This is a genomic window from Cnuibacter physcomitrellae (genome assembly GCF_014640535.1).
In the GTDB taxonomy this organism is placed as follows: Bacteria; Actinomycetota; Actinomycetes; order Actinomycetales; family Microbacteriaceae; genus Cnuibacter; species Cnuibacter physcomitrellae.
The window spans coordinates 2147586-2162686 of sequence record NZ_BMHD01000001.1 but is presented as its reverse complement, the minus strand read 5'-3'; the positions used below and the strand labels follow the sequence as shown (position 1 = coordinate 2162686).

The window sequence follows — 15101 nt, the reverse complement described above, 5'->3', positions numbered from 1 at the left end:
GGTGGTTCTCCTTACAGGGGTCGGTGGAGAGGTGGATCAGGCGGTCAGAGCGTGGTCTGCGGGGCGGGCGCGGTCGATCCACGGATCGACCAGGGTCTTGATCTGCGGCGACGAGCCGTCGGCCAACGGCTCGAGTCCCTCCTGCACCAGGTCCCGCAGGGGCAGGACCAGCGAGGCGATGTCGTCCCAGCCGTCCGTCGCCGCGCGGGCGGCGAGCAGCCGGACCGCTTCCGGGATGTCGTTGCGGAAGACGTGGGCCACCGTGCCGACGAGGGTCAGCTCGCCGAGCGTGAACCGGGACAGGTCGAGCTCGAGCGGCAGCTTCTGGAGCCCTACCGGCACGATCACCGCGCCCGGCTGCGCCGCGGCGAGGACGGAGTCCAGCCCGCGCCTGCTGCCGCTGACCTCGAAGAAGACCTCGGGCTCGTACCCGAGTTCGGCCAGGATCTCGACGAGCGGGCGGTCGGAGGCCTGCACCGTGTCGGTGGCGCCCAGTCGCGTCGCGAGGTCGAGCCGGTCGGGGTCGAGGTCGAGGGCGAGGACCCGAGCCCCGGTGGAAGCGGCGACGTGGGTGAGGAAGGCGCCGATGCCGCCCACGCCGACCACGACCGCATCCTGGCCCGCGTGCAGTCCGCTGCGGCGGACCGCATGGACGGCGACGGCCATGGGCTGCGCCATCGCGAGGGTGTCGTCCGAGAGGCCGAGGTCCGAGACGTCGTACAGGATCTCCGCCGGGGCGACGACGTACTGGGCGAGGGCCCCGTCGTCCTGGAGTCCGAGCGAGTGGTACGACCGGCAGAGGTTGGTGCGTCCCGCGCGGCACATGACGCACGTCCCGCAGCTGATGCCCGCTCCGCAGACGACCGTCGACCCGACCGGCAGCTCGACTCCGTCGCCCAGGGCGGCGACCGTCCCGACGAACTCATGCCCGAGGACCAGCGGTTCGACGAGTCCGGACTCGTCGTGCGGCACGAGCAGAGGACCGTGGGCCCACTCCGCGGAGTCGGTGCCGCAGATCCCGGCGGCGGTGACGCGGACGAGCACCTCACCGGGGCCCGGTGCGGGCACCGCACGCTGCTCCAGACGCACGTCCCGTGGCCCGTGGTACACGGCCGCGGACATGGTGGTCGCGATCGCGTCGACCGTCGTGTCAACCATGTCTCTCCTCATCGAGATGCTTCGACTCAGTATCGAAGTCGGGTGTCTGTAGTGTCAAGCATTAGTTCACAGTCGTGAACCAGAGATTGACGGTCCGGGTCGGTGGCCGTCAGATCAGGATCCCGAGCGGATCCTCGAGTCGGCTCGTGAAGGCGGCGAGCCACCGTGCGGCCAGCGCGCCGTCGACGGCACGATGGTCGACCGAGAGCGTGCACCGGAGCACGGTGCCCACCTCGAGTCGCCCGTCGACCACGACGGCCTGCTGGCGAGCGGCACCCACGGCGAGGATGCCGGACTGCGGCGGGTTGAGGATCGCCGCGAACTCGAGCGTGCCGTACATGCCGAGGTTCGAGACGGCGAAGCTGCCGCCCTCGAGCTCGTGCTGCTTGATCCGTCGATCGCGCGACCGCTCGGCGAGGTCGGCCACGGTGCGGCTGACCTCGGTCAGGCTCGTGCGCTGCACATCGCGCACGACGGGTGTGACGAGCCCTCCCTCGGTCGCGATCGCCACGCCGATGTCGACCGTGCGGTGCACCACCAGGCCGTCGTCGCTCCAGGTGACGTTGGCCTCCGGCACGTCGCCAAAGGCCGCTGCCACCGCCTTGAGGATGAGGTCGTTGACGGACACCCGCCGCGGGCTCGAGGCGTTCACCCGCTCGCGGAGGGCGAGCAGGTCGTCGACCCGCGCCTCCGTCGTGAGGTAGAAGTGCGGGACCGTCGACTTGCTCTCGGTGAGCCTGCGCGCGATCGCCCTCCGCATCCCCGTGTGCGGGATGAGCTCGGTGGCGTCGTCGGCGACAGGAGCGGACGGAGGGCTCGCCGGCGTCCGGTCGGCCGGGCTCGTCTCGGGCGCGGGAGGAGTGGTCGGGATCGTCCCCGGCGCGGCCGCGACTCGCGACGCGCTCGCCGAGGCGCGCTGGACGTCGCGTCGGACGATCCGGCCGCCCGGTCCGGTGCCCTCCACCTCGTCGACGTCGAGCCCGAGGTCGCGAGCCATCTTGCGCGCGATCGGGCTGGCGAACACGCGGTCGCCTGAGCCCGCGGACGGGTCGGCCGACGTGGACGTGGACGCAGCGTCGCCGGGCGAGGGCAGGGCGCCCGTCACGACAGGAGCCTCCGCGACCGACTCCGCCTCCACGACCGGCGAGGCGGACTCCGGGTCCCGTTCGGGCGTCGACGGCACCGCCTCGGGCGCCGGCGTGGACGCCGCGTCGGGCGCCGAGTCCACGCCGAGCGCGCGGTCGACGTCGGCGGGCGAGTCGCCCTCGGCGAGGAGGACCGCGATCGGCACCCCGATCTCGGCCGACTCCCCGGCGCCGATGAGCACACGCCCGACGACCCCGGCCGCCTCAGCGCTGTACTCGACGACGGCCTTCTCCGTCTCGATCTCCGCGATGGGGTCGCCGATCGCGACCGAGTCGCCCTCCGAGACGAGCCAGGAGGCGATGGCCGCCTCCTCCGCGCCCGCCAGGACGCTCGGCATCCGGACCACGGCCGCCATCTCAGCTCACCTCCCCGAACGACGCACGGACCCGTTCGAGGCCCGCGACGACCTCCTCCGTGCCGGCGATGGCGGCCCGTTCGAGGACCTTCGAGATGCTCGGCGAGGCCTCCGACCCGGTCACCCGGCGGACCGGCTGGTCGAGCCAGTCGAAGCATCGGAGCTGGATCTCGTCGGCCAGCCAGGCGCCGTACGAGGTGCCCTGCGCGCCCTGCTCGACGATCAGCACCGCGTTGGTCTTGCGGACGCTCTCCTCGATGGTCTCCCAGTCGATGCTCGCCCGGTCGAGGAAGCGCAGGTCGATCACCTCGGCGTCGACCCCGGTCTCCTCCACCGCCTTCAGGGTGTGCGCGACCATCGAGAGGTACGTCAGGACGGTCACGTCCGCGCCCTCGCGCCGCACCGCGGCCTTGCCGAACGGGATGCGGTAGTCGAGGTCGTCCACCGGCACCGATCCGGTCGTGGGGTAGAGGTCGATGTGCTCGATGACGAGCACCGGATCCTCCAGCGCCAGCGCCGTGTTCATGAGACCCACGTAGTCGAACGGCGTCGATGCGGCCATGATGCGCCAGCCGGGGCTGGTCGCGACGATGCCGGCGGGGTCCATGAGGTGCTGCGATCCGTAGCCCGATCCCATGGCGACCTTGGTGCGGAGCACCAGCGGGACGGGGTTGTCGCCGCCGAACATGTGTCGCGCCTTGCCGATCTGGTTGAACACCTGGTCGGCGGCGACCCACATGAAGTCGGGGTACATGAACTCCACCACCGGGCGGAAGCGGTCGTCGAGCGCGATGCCCCCGGCGAGGCCCGCGAAGGCGTTCTCGCTGATGGGGGTGCCGAGCACGCGGTCCGGGAAGCTCTCGGACAGGCCCTTGGTCGCCCCGTTCGTGCCGCCCTTGAGGCGGTGGATGTCCTCGCCGAGCACGACGATCCTGTCGTCCTGCTCCATGCGGCGGTGCATCACGCCGGCGACCGCGTCCACGAACTTGGTCTGGGCCATCTCGCCGTCGAAGTCGGCCTCCTCGACCTCGCGACCGGCATCCGACAGCTCGCTCGCGTCGCCCCGGATGCCCACGTCGACGAAGGCGGGGTCGGGCCAGAGCTCGGGTCGGATGCGCCGCGTGCCGGGCTTTCCCTCGGGGTCGGGCTCGAGCAGCCGCGAGACGGCGTCGGTCATCGCCGTCTGCGCCTGCTCGCGCGCCAGGCGCTCGGCCTCGGGGTCGAGGAGACCCAGCTTCGTCATCTCCGCGGCCACCCGGCGGAGCGGATCGCGGTCGCGCCACTCGCTCTCCTCCGACTTCGAGCGGTAGCCGAACGCGCTGCCCGGGTACGGTCCGTTCTGGTGGAAGTAGCGGTACACCTCCGCCTCGATGACGACGGGGCCGCGACCGCCGCGCATGAGCTCGAGGCCCTGCTTCATCGCCAGGTGGACCGCGAGCGGGTCCATGCCGTCGACCCGCCAGGCGGGGATGTCGAAGCCGAGCGCGCGCGCCGAGAGCCGAGGCTCCCGGGTCACCTCGGTGACGTGGGTGGAGACGGCGTAGAGGTTGTTCTCGATGAAGAAGCAGAACGGCAGGTCCCAGGCGCCCGTGAGGTTCATGCTCTCCAGGACGGAGCCGATGTTGGTCGCCCCGTCGCCGAAGTAGCTGACGGTGACGTCGTCGGTGCCGGCGTGCTTCTGCGCCCAGGCGTTCCCCGCGCCGAGCGGCACGCCGCCTCCGACGATCGCGTTCGTGCCGAGGGCCCCGGCCTCGAACCACTGCAGATGCATCGATCCGCCCCGCCCCCGGCAGTAGCCCTGGGCCAGGCCCAGGATCTCGGCGAGCGTGCGCTGCAGCACCTCCTGGACGGGCGCGGTCACCAGCGCGTCGAGCGAGAGCCCGTCCGGCGCGACGTGACCGAGGGCCTTGGCCAGGAACTGGTGGTGACCGCGGTGCGATCCGTTGATCCCGTCGGACGAGCGCAAGCCGAGGATGGATCCGACCGCGCCGCCCTCCTGCCCGATGCTCGAGTGGGCAGGGCCGTGGACGAGCCCTTCACCCGCCAGCTCGAGCACCGTCTCCTCGAACGCGCGGATGAGGTGGAGCTGGCCGAGCATGGTCGCCAGAAGGCCGGGATCGGCGCTGCGCCAGTCGGCGGACGTCGTCGAGAGCTGCACCCAGGGCGAGCCCGAGATCAGCTTGGAGGTGCGGGGCATTCGACTTTCTCCTTTGCAAGTGCGGATGCGCTGGCGACGACGTTACGACACGAATGTATCCATTGCAACTACTCTGTTCGCCGAAAGTGATCTAGATTGGCTCCATTGGATACATAGGACGAAGGAGTTCTCATGACCCTCCCCGGTCTGCGGGGCGCTGAGCATCTCGGCTTCACGGTGCCCGACATGGAGGAGGCTCACCGGTTCCTCGTCGACGTCATCGGCTGCCAGTACGTCTACTCGCTGCCCACGATGCGCCACGACGACAGCGACTGGATGCAGGAGCACCTGAACGTCGATCCCCGGAGCGTCGTCGAGGAGATCCGGTTCTACCGCTGCGGCACCGGGCCGAACTTCGAGGTCTTCGAGTACCGTGCGCACGAAGGGCAACGCGATCAGCCGCGCAACAGCGACCTCGGCGGCCACCACATCGCGTTCTACGTGGACGACCTCGACTCCGCCGTAACCCACCTGCGAGAGAACGACGTCCGGGTGCTGGGCGAGCCGACGGCCAGCCGGAACGCCTCGGCCGGGCAGCGGTGGGTGTACTTCCTCAGCCCCTGGGGCATGCAGTTCGAGCTCGTCAGCTATCCGGAAGGCAAGGCCTACGAGCAGGATGCGCCGGTGCTGCTGTGGCACCCCGCTCGCCCCGCGGAGTGAGCCCTGCCTAGGATCGTCGGGGAGGGGGTCGCATGACGATCGATGAGACGCGCGAGAACGTGGCGAGCCACCGCATCGCCGACAGCCTCCGCTCCTCGATCCTCGGCGGGGAGCTCCTGCCGGGGGAGCGCATCCGGCAGGAGGATCTCGCCGATCGCTTCGGCGCCAGCCGCATCCCCGTGCGGGAGGCGCTCCGGGTCCTGCAGGCGGACGGCCTGGTCACGCTCGTGGCCAACTCGGGCGCCTGGGTGTCGCGTCTGACGATGGCGGAGTGCATCGAGGCGTACCAGATCCGCGAGCGGGTCGAACCGCTGCTGCTGCGGACCAGCATGCCGAACCTCACCGAGACCGACGTCGCCGCGCTGCAGACCATGGCCGACCTCATGGAGCGCGACGACTCGGTCGACCTCTTCATGCGCACCGATCGGGAGTTCCACCTGGCCACCTACGCCGGTGCGCCGCCGTCGATGCTGTCGACCTTCATCCGGCGGCTGTGGAACACCACCCAGCACTACCGGCGCGCGTACTCGCAGCTCGTGAGGGCTCCCTCCATCGGGGTCACGCACATGGAGCACCACCTGCTCGTCGACTGCATCCGCCGCCAGGATGCGGACGACGCCGAGCGGGTGCTCGTCATGCACATCCAGCGCACCCGGCTGGAGCTGCAGAAGCATCCCGAGATCTTCGAGTGACGTCGCTCGCCCGGGCGTGAGCCGCCGCGCGGGCGGCGCTCGCGGTCCTCAGGATCCGGCGAGCGTGAGCAGGAGCCGCAGGTTGTCGGGCGAGGGTGCGATCTCGCGGCGCTCGATGCGGTGCGCCACCTCGACGACCGCGGCGTTCACCGGAGCGGCGAGTCCCAGCCGGCGAGCGGTGTCGACGACGTGCCCGTTGATGTCGTCCACCTCGCTGTGACGCCCCTTCGTCCAGTCCTGGAGGATCGTCGTCGTGGTGGACGGCAGGACGAAGCCGCCGTAGAGCGTGTCGAGGAGGGTCTCCACCACCGTCTCCGGGCGGGAGACATCGTCGGCGTCGAGGCCGAAGATCGGTGTGATCGTCCGGCCGTCCGCCAGGGCGGCGTCGAGTGCCTCCTGGCCGCTGCGCAGCATCAGCTCGCGCATCCCGGGATGGTCCAGCGCCGCCTGCATCGGCAGCCCCAGGCTCGCCGTGGTCACGAGCGTGGTGGCGTTGCTGACCAGCTTCATCCACTTCGCGGAGCGGATGTCGTCGACCACCTCGGCGGTGCCCGCCCAGGCGAGGAGACCGGCGATCTCGGACTCCCGGCCCACGGTCGCCTCCGTGACGCTCCCGACGGCGAACCACGAGCGGTCCGGGCCGGAGTGCCGCTCGACGATCCCGGGCTCGTACATCGTGGACGACACCTCGATGACGCATCCCAGGGTCCGCTCCGGGCCCACGACCTCGGCGATCGTGTCGATCGTCATCCCGTTCTGGACGCCGACGAGCAGGCCGTCCGGGGCGAGATGCGGTTCGATCAGCTGAGCCGCCCACCTGCTGTCGTAGGCCTTCATCAGCATCAGCACCACGTCGAACGGCTCGATGACGGTGGCGACCTCGCAGAGGTGGGCCGTCGTGACCTCCGTGCGCTCCACCCTGTCGGGCATCCGCACGGTGAGCCCGTCCGCCCGCATCGCGGCGACGTGGTCCGGCCATTGCTCGATGAGCGTGACATCGTGCCCCGCCCTGGTCAGGTCGGCTCCGATCGAGGCGCCGTTCGCGCCGGCGCCGAGGACGGCGATCCGCCGCCCGTCGGGTGAGGTCCTCTCGCCGATCACCGACGCGCCCCGTCGAGCAGCAGTCCGAGGTTGTCGGGCGAGACCTCGAGCTCTCCGCGCTCGATCCGTCGTGCGACGTCGACCACGAGCTGGTTGAACGGCGCCGGCTCTCCGACCCGCGCCAGCTCGTCGACGACGAGTCCGTTGATCTCGGCGACCTCGCTGCGGCGGCCCTTCAGCCAGTCCTGCAGCGACGTCGTCTTGGTGTCGGGGAGCGAGTACACCGTCAGGACGATCTCGAAGAGCTGCTCCGCGAAGACGTCGGGATCGTCGAGGCGCGCATCCGTCATGCCGAAGATCGGCCGGAGGCGGTTCCCGCCGGCCAGCGCGGCTCGAGCCGCCTCCTTGCCGCAGCTCATCATGAAGTCGTACATCCCCGGCGTCGTCGCGGCGGTGTTCAGCTCCAGCCCGAGGATGGCCGAGGGCACGAGCTCGGCGGCGTTCACGATGAGCTTCATCCACTTCGAGGATCGGATGTCGTCCGAGACCTCCACGGTCCCGGCGTGGGAGAGGACCGCGGCCACCTCCTCGGCGCGGACGGTCATGGCGGGGACGAGGCCGCCGACCGCGAACCAGGACTCCTCCGGCGGGTTCTGCCGGGTGGTGATGCCGGGCTCCCACATGTTCGACGCCAGCTCGATGACCGCGCCGACCGTCCGGTCGATCCCGACGATGTCCGCCATGTCGTCGATCGACATGCCGTTCTGGAGGCCGACGACGAGGCTGCGCTCGTGCAGGGCGGGCTTGATCAGCTCGCAGGCCCACCGGGTGTCGTAGGCCTTGACCCCCACGAACACCAGGTCGAACGGCTCGCGGAGGGTGGCCACCTCGCAGAGGTGCATCGCGGGAACGCGGGTGACCTCGGTCCGATCGGGCATCCTGACCTCGATGCCGCGTTCCCGGATCGCCTCCACATGAGCGGGCCACTGCTCGATGAACGTGACGTCCAGTCCGGCCCTGGCCATGTCGGCCCCGATCCCGGCTCCGTTGGCACCCGTTCCTACGACGGCGATCCTCATTCGTACTCCTCATCATCGGGAAGCAGGGGTTGCAGTGCTGCTGTACAGCGGTGTCAAGTAACACTACACATGCACCCGTGCTCCGTCGAGGGGCGGCCACCGGCGAATCGTGGACGAGCGATGCCGCGACCGCTAGCGTGAGCAGCGAGCTGGGTCGACGGCGAACCCGCACATCCGAAGGGCAGGGCATGTCTCATCTCCGATACGGCGCAGTCGATGTCTACGTCGTCGCACTCCCCTCCGATCGGCCCGACGGGGCGATCGTCTCGGCGCTCGCCGATCTCGAGGCCTCGGGCGCCGTCGGGGTGATCGACTTCCTCGTCGTCTCCAAGGACGCCGCAGGCGACGTGACGGTCGTCGAGATCGAGGACGACGAGGACGGCTTCGGTCTCGAGGCGGGGCTCGAGCAGCTCGGGATCCTCGGGGAGGACGACGTGGCCGAGCTCGTGGAGCTGGTCGAGCCGGGCACCTCGGCGGCGATCGTCGCCCTCGAGATGCGATGGATGCGCGACCTGGTCGAGCGCGTCCAGGCCTCCGGCGCGGAGGTGCTTCAGGTCGAGCGGGTGCCCGCCGCCGTGGTCAACGACCTCGTGGCCCAGCTCGAGGGCGTCGAGTAACCCCTCCCCTGGGTCCGGCCCGCCTCGCTGCGCTCCCCGCAACCCACCCCATCCCCGGCCCTTCGCGGGCCCCTCAGGAAGGACCCACCATGGCACCTCTCGGACGTCGCTTCGGCCGCCCCGGACTCCTCGGGCTGGCCGCCCGCACCGCCGTCGTCGCCGGGACCGCCACCGCCGTCAGCGGCGGCATGCAGCGCAGGCAGCAGGCGCGGGCCCAGTCCCAGTACGAGCAGCAGCAGTACGAGGCCCAGCAGCAGCAGGCGGCGATGCAGCAGGCCGCCGATCAGGCGGTCGCGCAGGCTCAGGCCCAGGCGGCGCCCACCGCGCCAGCGGCCCCGGCCCCGTCCGCTCCCGCCGCTCCGACCGCGGGCGTCGACCTCGTCGCCGAGCTGCAGAAGCTCGCCGCGCTCAAGGAGGCCGGCGCCCTGGACGAGGCCGAGTTCGCGGCCGCGAAGGCCCGCCTGCTCGCCTGAACTCGCCTCAGCTCGCCTCTCGCTAGGGGTGGCGTGCCCCGTGCAGCTCGACCAGCCGCGGCAGCACCCGCGCTATCAGGTCGTAGGGCACGGGCTTCGTGAGCGGGAACGCGAGCGTGTCCTTGCCCGACCGGTACGGCGCCACCTCCTCTTCCAGGTCCCCGCCGAGAGGATACACGGCGTAGAGCGCCACGTGGTTCTTCCACCCGGCGTAGTACGTCAGACGCCGTCCGTCGGACAGCGTGACAGTCGGCATGTGGTAGCTGACCGTCTCCCCGGCCTCGGGCAGCGCGTCGTGGATGGTCTCACGGAGGCGTCGGAGCACGGTCGCGACCTCGGGAGGGGCGGCGTCGATGTACGCGTCGACGGTCTCGGTCGTCATGCGACGAGGGTAGGGCGGGTGTCGAGCCAGCACAATGGAGGCATGTCCGCCCTCCTTCACCCTCTCGCGGAGAAGGCGCTCGCCGTGCGGGCGCGCAGCTCCGGCCGCGCCATCCTCGGGATCACGGGCGCGCCCGGGTCGGGGAAGACCACGCTCGTCCGGCGTCTCCTCGCGGCGCTAGAGCCCGTGATGCCCGGTCGTGTCGCCTGGCTGCCCATGGACGGGTTCCATCTCGCCGACTCGACCCTGCGATCCCTCGGAAGGCTCGACGCCAAGGGTGCGATCGACACCTTCGACGGATACGGCTACCTCGCGACGCTGCGCCGCATCCACGCGGAGACGACCCACACCGTCTACGCGCCCGACTTCGACCGCGTCCTGGAGCAGCCGCTCGCGGGAGGCATCGCCATCCCGCCCTCGACGGAGCTCGTGCTCACGGAGGGCAACTACCTGCTCGACGGGAGCGCGCCGTGGTCGTCGGTGCGCGCCGAGCTGGCGGAGGTGTGGTTCTGCGACGTACCGGATGACGTCCGGCGTGAGCGGCTCGTCGCACGCCACGTCGAGTTCGGGAAGTCTCCTGACGCTGCGGCGGCGTGGGTCGAGTCCGTCGACGAGGCGAACGCTCGACGCGTGCAGAGCACTCGCGATCGCGCGGACCTCGTCGTCGAGACGACGGTCGCCGCAGGCTGAGGCCCGAGGGCCTGCGACGCGCGGGCGCCCGAGGGTGGTCCGCCGCCGCCGTCAGAGGCCGAGGACGGTCCGCACGTCGTCGGCGACGAGACCGGCGGCGGCGCGCTGCGCCTCCTCCGCCGTGCGCGCGGACAGTGCCGCGCTCGCGATCCGCTCGCACTGCTCGCGCGTGTGGTGGCGCACGGCGTACCGCACGGCGGGCAGGGCGGAGGCGGCCATCGACAGGCTCGTGATGCCGAGGCCGGTGAGCACGAGCGCCATCAGCGGGTCTCCCGCCGACTCGCCGCAGACGCCCACGGGCTTGCCCGCGTCAAGGCCGGCTCTCGCCGTCGTGGCCACGAGCTCCAGGACGGCGGGCTGCCAGATCGACAGCAGGTCGGACAGCTCGCCACGGAGCCGGTCGGACGCCATCGTGTACTGCGCCAGGTCGTTGGTGCCGAGCGAGACGAAGTCGACCTCGGCGAGGATGTCGGCGGCCTTCAGCGCGGCGGCCGGCACCTCGACCATGACCCCGACGGTGGCGACCCCGGCGGCGCGGGCGCGGCGGGCGAAGTCGGCGGCCTCGGCCGGCGTCGCGATCATCGGCGTCATGGCCCACAGCTCGGTGCCGGGCACCGCACGGGATGCGGCGGCAAGCGCCTCGATCTGCTCCTGGATGAGGGCCTCGGCCGTGCGCACGAGCCGGTATCCGCGGATGCCGAGGGCCGGGTTGTCCTCGTCGGCCTGCGAGAGGAAGGCCAGCGGCTTGTCGGCCCCGGCGTCCAGGGTGCGCACGACGACCTTGTGGCCAGGGAACTGCTCGAGGACGCCCGCGTAGAGCGCGGTCTGGGTCTGCGCATCCGGGGCGGTGGCCTGGTCGAGGAACAGCACCTCGGTGCGGAACAGGCCCACGCCCTCGGCCGTGGGGGCCGCCCGGCGGGCATCCTCCTCGGTGCCGACGTTCGCCAGCAGCTGCACGGGGTGCCCGTCGGAGGTGGCGCCCGGCGCGGTGTCGGCGGCGAGGGCGGCCTCGCGGTCGACCGAGGACTGCAGGTCTGCGATCTGCTCGGCCGAGGGGTCGACGACGACCCGGCCGCTGGCGGCGTCGACCGCCAGCGGCGTCCCCTCCGCGACCTCGAGGGCCCCGACGGCCTGCACGACGCACGGGATGCCGAGCTGGCGCGCGATGATCGCCGTGTGGCCGGTGGGTCCGCCGGCGCTGAGGACGATCGCGGCGACGAGGTCGAGGTCGAGGGTCGAGGTCTGAGCCGGCGCGAGGTCGTCGGCGACGACGATCGAACGGGTGGCGAGCGCGGCGCTCGAGCTCGCGTCCTCTCCGAGGAGAGTGGCGACGACACGACCTCGGATGCCGCGCAGGTCGGTCGCGCGCTCGGCCATGTACCCGCCGAGCGCTTCCAGCTGGGTCGCGACGCCTTCGACGGCGGCCGCGGCGGCGGTGACCGGCCCCACGCCGTCGCGGATGCGGGACGCGGCGTCGTCGCTGAGGGTCGGGTCGAGCGCCATCATGGCCGTCGCCTCGAGCACCGACGAGAGGGGCTCGGCGGCGTTCGCCGCTGCCTCCGACAGCTGCGTCGACACCGTCGCGAAGGCGCTGCGCACGGTCTCGATCGCCGCATCGGCATTCGCTGCGGCGGGCTCGTCGGCAGGAGGCTCAGGCGCGGGCAGGAGGAGGTGCGCAGGCGCGATCGCGACCCCGCGTCCGATGCCGATCCCGGTGAGGACGGTGCTCATGGATGGATCCCTCCCGCGTGCTGCTCCTGCCCGCCGATCCTCTCACGCCCGCCCTCGGGCCGGGTGTGCGCCCTGCCAAGCGCTGCCCTCAGCCCGTGAGCAGCATCGCCACCAGGACGATGCCGACGCAGGTGACGAGGATCGCGCCGAACGCGGCGATCGCCGTGAGGGTGCGCGCGCGGGCCACGGAGCCCCTGCGAAACTGCCCGCGGGTGATGTGGCTGCCGTTCGGATGTCGGACCTTGAAGTACGGCTCGTCGAAGAGGCCCTTCGGCTCGTCTGGGTAGAGCGGCCACTCCTGACCGTCGCGGATGCCCGTGTCGCGAGGCTATCCTCCGTCGCCGGCCGCCCCCTCAGCACCTCGCCGATCGGGTCGCATTGGCTCTCCCTTCTGCTCGCCGCCCCCCTCGCCGTCGTCGCGCGTAAGAAGGCTCGCGGACGGTGGTCGCAGGTACTTTGTCCTACATTTGGCTGTTTGCTGCTACAGTCGGTCGCGTGACCCGACTCTCTCCCAACGTCCCGCTCTCGGCGCAGGTCGCCGATCAGCTGCGTCGGCGGATCGCGGAGGGCGAGTTCCCGGTCGGCGCACTCCTCCCGACCGAGAACGAGCTCTCGCAGCAGCTCGGAATCAGCCGCAACAGCGTCCGTGAGGCCGTGCGGTCGCTCGTGCACGCGGGGATCCTGGGCGCGCGGGCCGGCTACGGCACGTTCGTGGTGGCGGCGAGCGATCTCGCGCCCACGCTCGCGCGCAGGCTCGAGAGCGACACCGGGCGCGACGTGGCCGAGGTACGCACCATGCTCGAGCGGGAGGGCGCTCGCTTCGCCGCCGCGCGCGCGACCGACGAGCAGCGGCAGGAATTGCGTCGCGTGCTCGACGAACGGGCCCAGGCGACGGACGGACCGACCTACGTCGAGCTCGACCGGCGGTTCCACGAGCTCGTGTTCGAGGCTTCCGGCAACGCGCTCCTGGCCGAGCTCTACCGCGGCACCGGCGGCAACGAGCGCGCCCTCGCCTGGGTCGACTCGCCCGAGGTGGTGGTCGCCGAGGTGGGCCTCCTCGAGGTCGACCGGGCGCACGCCGACCTCGTCGAGGCCATCGAGGCCGGCGATCCCGAGGCTGCCGCCTCCGTCGCCGAGAGGCTGGTCCGCCTGGCCTACGAGCATCCGGCGATGAACGTGGAGGGTGAGCGACACGGAGGGTGAGCGACACGGAGGGGCTGGCGGATCGCACGACGCCGATCTGGCACCGTCCGCCTCACGTGCGACACCGGGTCGCAGACCCTGCGCCACACCTGCGCCGCACCTGCGCTGCCCATGACCACCCCGTCGCATCCCACACCACCGAGCACCAGCCCGCCGCATCCAGCACGACCCGAGCACCACCCCGTCGCATCCAGCACGACCGGAGCACCGCCCCGTCGCATCCACCCCAGCACCACCCGAGCGCCACCCCGTCGCATCCAGTACCACCCGAGCACCACCGAGCACCACCTTGAGAGCGAGCATGTCCGCATCCGCCGGCCGCCAGGCCACCCCCACCCCCACCCCCACCCCCGTTCCCGCGTCCGCCGTCGGCGCCGCCGCGTCGACGACCGGCGCTCCCGCCGTCCGCGCCCTGAGCCCCGTCCTGCTCATCGTCGGCGTGCTGCTCGTCGCCGGGAACCTCCGCGTCGGGATTACCACGGTGGGTCCGGTCCTCACCGACATCGAGGCCGATCTGGGGCTGACGTCCCTCGCCGCGTCCGTGCTCATCAGCCTGCCGCTCGTCGCCTTCGCGGTCGTATCGCCGTTCGCTCCCGCGCTCGCCAGAAGGCTCGGCTTCGAACGCACTCTCGGACTCGCCCTCGCCGGTCTCGCGGTCGGCCTGGTGCTGCGGTCGCTGCCCGGTCTCCCGCTGCTCTGGATCGGCACGGCGCTCCTCGGAGTCGCGATCGCCGTCCTCAACGTGGTCCTCCCCGCCGTGGTGAAGCGCGACTTCCCCGACCGGATCGGTCAGGTCACGGGCGGCTACTCCGCGGTGCAGGCCGCGTTCGCGGCGACGGCGGCGGGGCTCGCCGTGCCGGTCGCGGGGCTCACCGCGTGGGGATGGCGGCTCCCCCTCGGGATGTGGGCGGGCCTCGCGCTGATCACGCTCGCCGTGATCGCGCCCCTGCTCCGGAGGCGCACGACCGCCCCGCGGAGCGCCGACGACGTCTCGCTGGAACCGCCCGCCGTGCTCGACCCCGCGCATCCGTCGGATCGGTCGCCCTGGCGCACGGCGATCGGCTGGCAGGTGACCGGGTTCATGGGCCTGCAGTCGATCGGGTTCTACGTGCTCATCACGTGGCTGCCGTCGATCGAGGAGTCGGCCGGCATCGATCCGGCGGCTGCGGGCTTCCACCAGCTCCTCCTCAATGCCTTCGGCATCGCGGGCAGCCTCGTCGCCTCGGCGCTCATCCCGCGGATGCGCGACCAGCGCCTGCTCGCCACCCTCGCGCCCCTCGCGTTCGCGGTCGCCGTGTCCGGGGTGCTCGTGGCCCCTCAGCTCGGCATGGTGTGGGCGAGCCTGGCGGGCATCGCCGGCGGAGCGAACATCGTCCTGGCGCTGTCGTTCTTCGGGCTGCGTACCGCGCACCACTCCCAGGCGGCCTCGCTCTCCGGGATGGCGCAGTCGGTCGGCTACCTCCTCGCCGCAGCGGGCCCGCTGCTGATGGGGGCCCTCCACGATGCGACGGGATCGTGGACCCCGGCGCTCGCCATCCTCGTCGCCCTCCTCCTCGTCCTCATCGGCTTCGGCTGGCTCGCCGGACGCCCCCGCACCCTCCGCTGACCCGCGTCGCCCCCGTCCGCCCCGCTGCGTTGTCGCGCCCTGTTTGGCGTTTCGCGTGGTCAGTGGCCCCG

Annotated in this window: 14 protein-coding genes; 7 read left to right on the top strand and 7 right to left on the bottom strand. The window is 71.7% G+C overall.

Features of this window, described 5'->3' with window-relative positions:
• Positions 1 to 36: 36 nt before the first annotated feature.
• The 3 genes from IEX69_RS10035 to IEX69_RS10025 form a co-directional block, all read right to left on the bottom strand.
• On the bottom strand, positions 37 to 1158 hold the full coding sequence (locus IEX69_RS10035) for a zinc-dependent alcohol dehydrogenase (RefSeq protein WP_174604521.1): 1122 nt from the start codon (positions 1156 to 1158) through the stop codon (positions 37 to 39).
• A 109-nt stretch (positions 1159 to 1267) separates the two neighbouring features.
• Positions 1268 to 2659 carry a dihydrolipoamide acetyltransferase family protein gene (locus IEX69_RS10030; protein ID WP_085020857.1) on the bottom strand — a complete coding sequence of 464 codons (1392 nt, stop codon included), beginning with the start codon at positions 2657 to 2659 and terminating at the stop codon, positions 1268 to 1270.
• Position 2660: 1 nt separating this feature from the next.
• Positions 2661 to 4856 (bottom strand): alpha-ketoacid dehydrogenase subunit alpha/beta, encoded by a 2196-nt coding sequence (locus IEX69_RS10025; RefSeq protein ID WP_085020856.1) that lies wholly within the window; start codon positions 4854 to 4856, stop codon positions 2661 to 2663.
• A gap of 132 nt (positions 4857 to 4988) precedes the next feature.
• On the opposite strand from IEX69_RS10025, the gene IEX69_RS10020 reads away from it, so the two are divergent.
• Both IEX69_RS10020 and IEX69_RS10015 read left to right on the top strand, forming a co-directional pair.
• On the top strand, positions 4989 to 5516 hold the full coding sequence (locus IEX69_RS10020) for a VOC family protein (RefSeq protein WP_085020855.1): 528 nt from the start codon (positions 4989 to 4991) through the stop codon (positions 5514 to 5516).
• 32 nt (positions 5517 to 5548) lie between these two features.
• Positions 5549 to 6208 (top strand): GntR family transcriptional regulator, encoded by a 660-nt coding sequence (locus IEX69_RS10015; protein ID WP_085020854.1) that lies wholly within the window; start codon positions 5549 to 5551, stop codon positions 6206 to 6208.
• Between the two features lie 48 nt (positions 6209 to 6256).
• Here IEX69_RS10015 and IEX69_RS10010 read toward each other — a convergent pair whose 3' ends face one another.
• Together IEX69_RS10010 and IEX69_RS10005 are read right to left on the bottom strand one after the other, a co-directional pair.
• On the bottom strand, positions 6257 to 7309 hold the full coding sequence (locus tag IEX69_RS10010) for a ketopantoate reductase family protein (protein ID WP_229756302.1): 1053 nt from the start codon (positions 7307 to 7309) through the stop codon (positions 6257 to 6259).
• The gene (locus IEX69_RS10005) at positions 7306 to 8328 is read right to left on the bottom strand and encodes a ketopantoate reductase family protein (protein ID WP_085020853.1); all 1023 of its coding nucleotides are present in this window, start codon (positions 8326 to 8328) and stop codon (positions 7306 to 7308) included. The genes IEX69_RS10010 and IEX69_RS10005 overlap by 4 nt, the downstream gene beginning before the upstream one ends.
• A 188-nt stretch (positions 8329 to 8516) precedes the next feature.
• On the opposite strand from IEX69_RS10005, the gene IEX69_RS10000 reads away from it, so the two are divergent.
• Positions 8517 to 8945, top strand: a complete 429-nt coding sequence (locus IEX69_RS10000; protein WP_085020852.1) for a DUF6325 family protein — start codon at positions 8517 to 8519, stop codon at positions 8943 to 8945.
• Between the two features lie 89 nt (positions 8946 to 9034).
• A complete protein-coding gene (locus IEX69_RS09995; protein WP_085020851.1) occupies positions 9035 to 9418 on the top strand; it encodes an SHOCT domain-containing protein in 384 nt (127 codons plus the stop codon).
• Between the two features lie 22 nt (positions 9419 to 9440).
• On the opposite strand, the gene IEX69_RS09990 is transcribed toward IEX69_RS09995, so the two are convergent.
• Positions 9441 to 9800: an iron chaperone gene (locus tag IEX69_RS09990; RefSeq protein WP_085020850.1), complete on the bottom strand. Its 360-nt coding sequence runs from the start codon at positions 9798 to 9800 to the stop codon at positions 9441 to 9443.
• A 42-nt stretch (positions 9801 to 9842) separates the two neighbouring features.
• Here IEX69_RS09990 and IEX69_RS09985 point away from each other — a divergent pair, with 42 nt between their 5' ends.
• Complete coding sequence (locus IEX69_RS09985; RefSeq protein ID WP_085020849.1) at positions 9843 to 10490, top strand: nucleoside/nucleotide kinase family protein; 648 nt, start codon at positions 9843 to 9845, stop codon at positions 10488 to 10490.
• A gap of 51 nt (positions 10491 to 10541) precedes the next feature.
• On the opposite strand, the gene ptsP is transcribed toward IEX69_RS09985, so the two are convergent.
• The gene (gene ptsP, locus IEX69_RS09980) at positions 10542 to 12221 is read right to left on the bottom strand and encodes a phosphoenolpyruvate--protein phosphotransferase (protein ID WP_085020848.1); all 1680 of its coding nucleotides are present in this window, start codon (positions 12219 to 12221) and stop codon (positions 10542 to 10544) included.
• A gap of 495 nt (positions 12222 to 12716) precedes the next feature.
• Between ptsP and IEX69_RS09975 the strand changes: the two genes are divergently transcribed.
• A complete protein-coding gene (locus IEX69_RS09975) occupies positions 12717 to 13424 on the top strand; it encodes a FadR/GntR family transcriptional regulator (RefSeq protein ID WP_085020847.1) in 708 nt (235 codons plus the stop codon).
• A 301-nt stretch (positions 13425 to 13725) separates the two neighbouring features.
• Complete coding sequence (locus tag IEX69_RS09970; protein ID WP_085020846.1) at positions 13726 to 15030, top strand: MFS transporter; 1305 nt, start codon at positions 13726 to 13728, stop codon at positions 15028 to 15030.
• Positions 15031 to 15101: the final 71 nt, after the last annotated feature.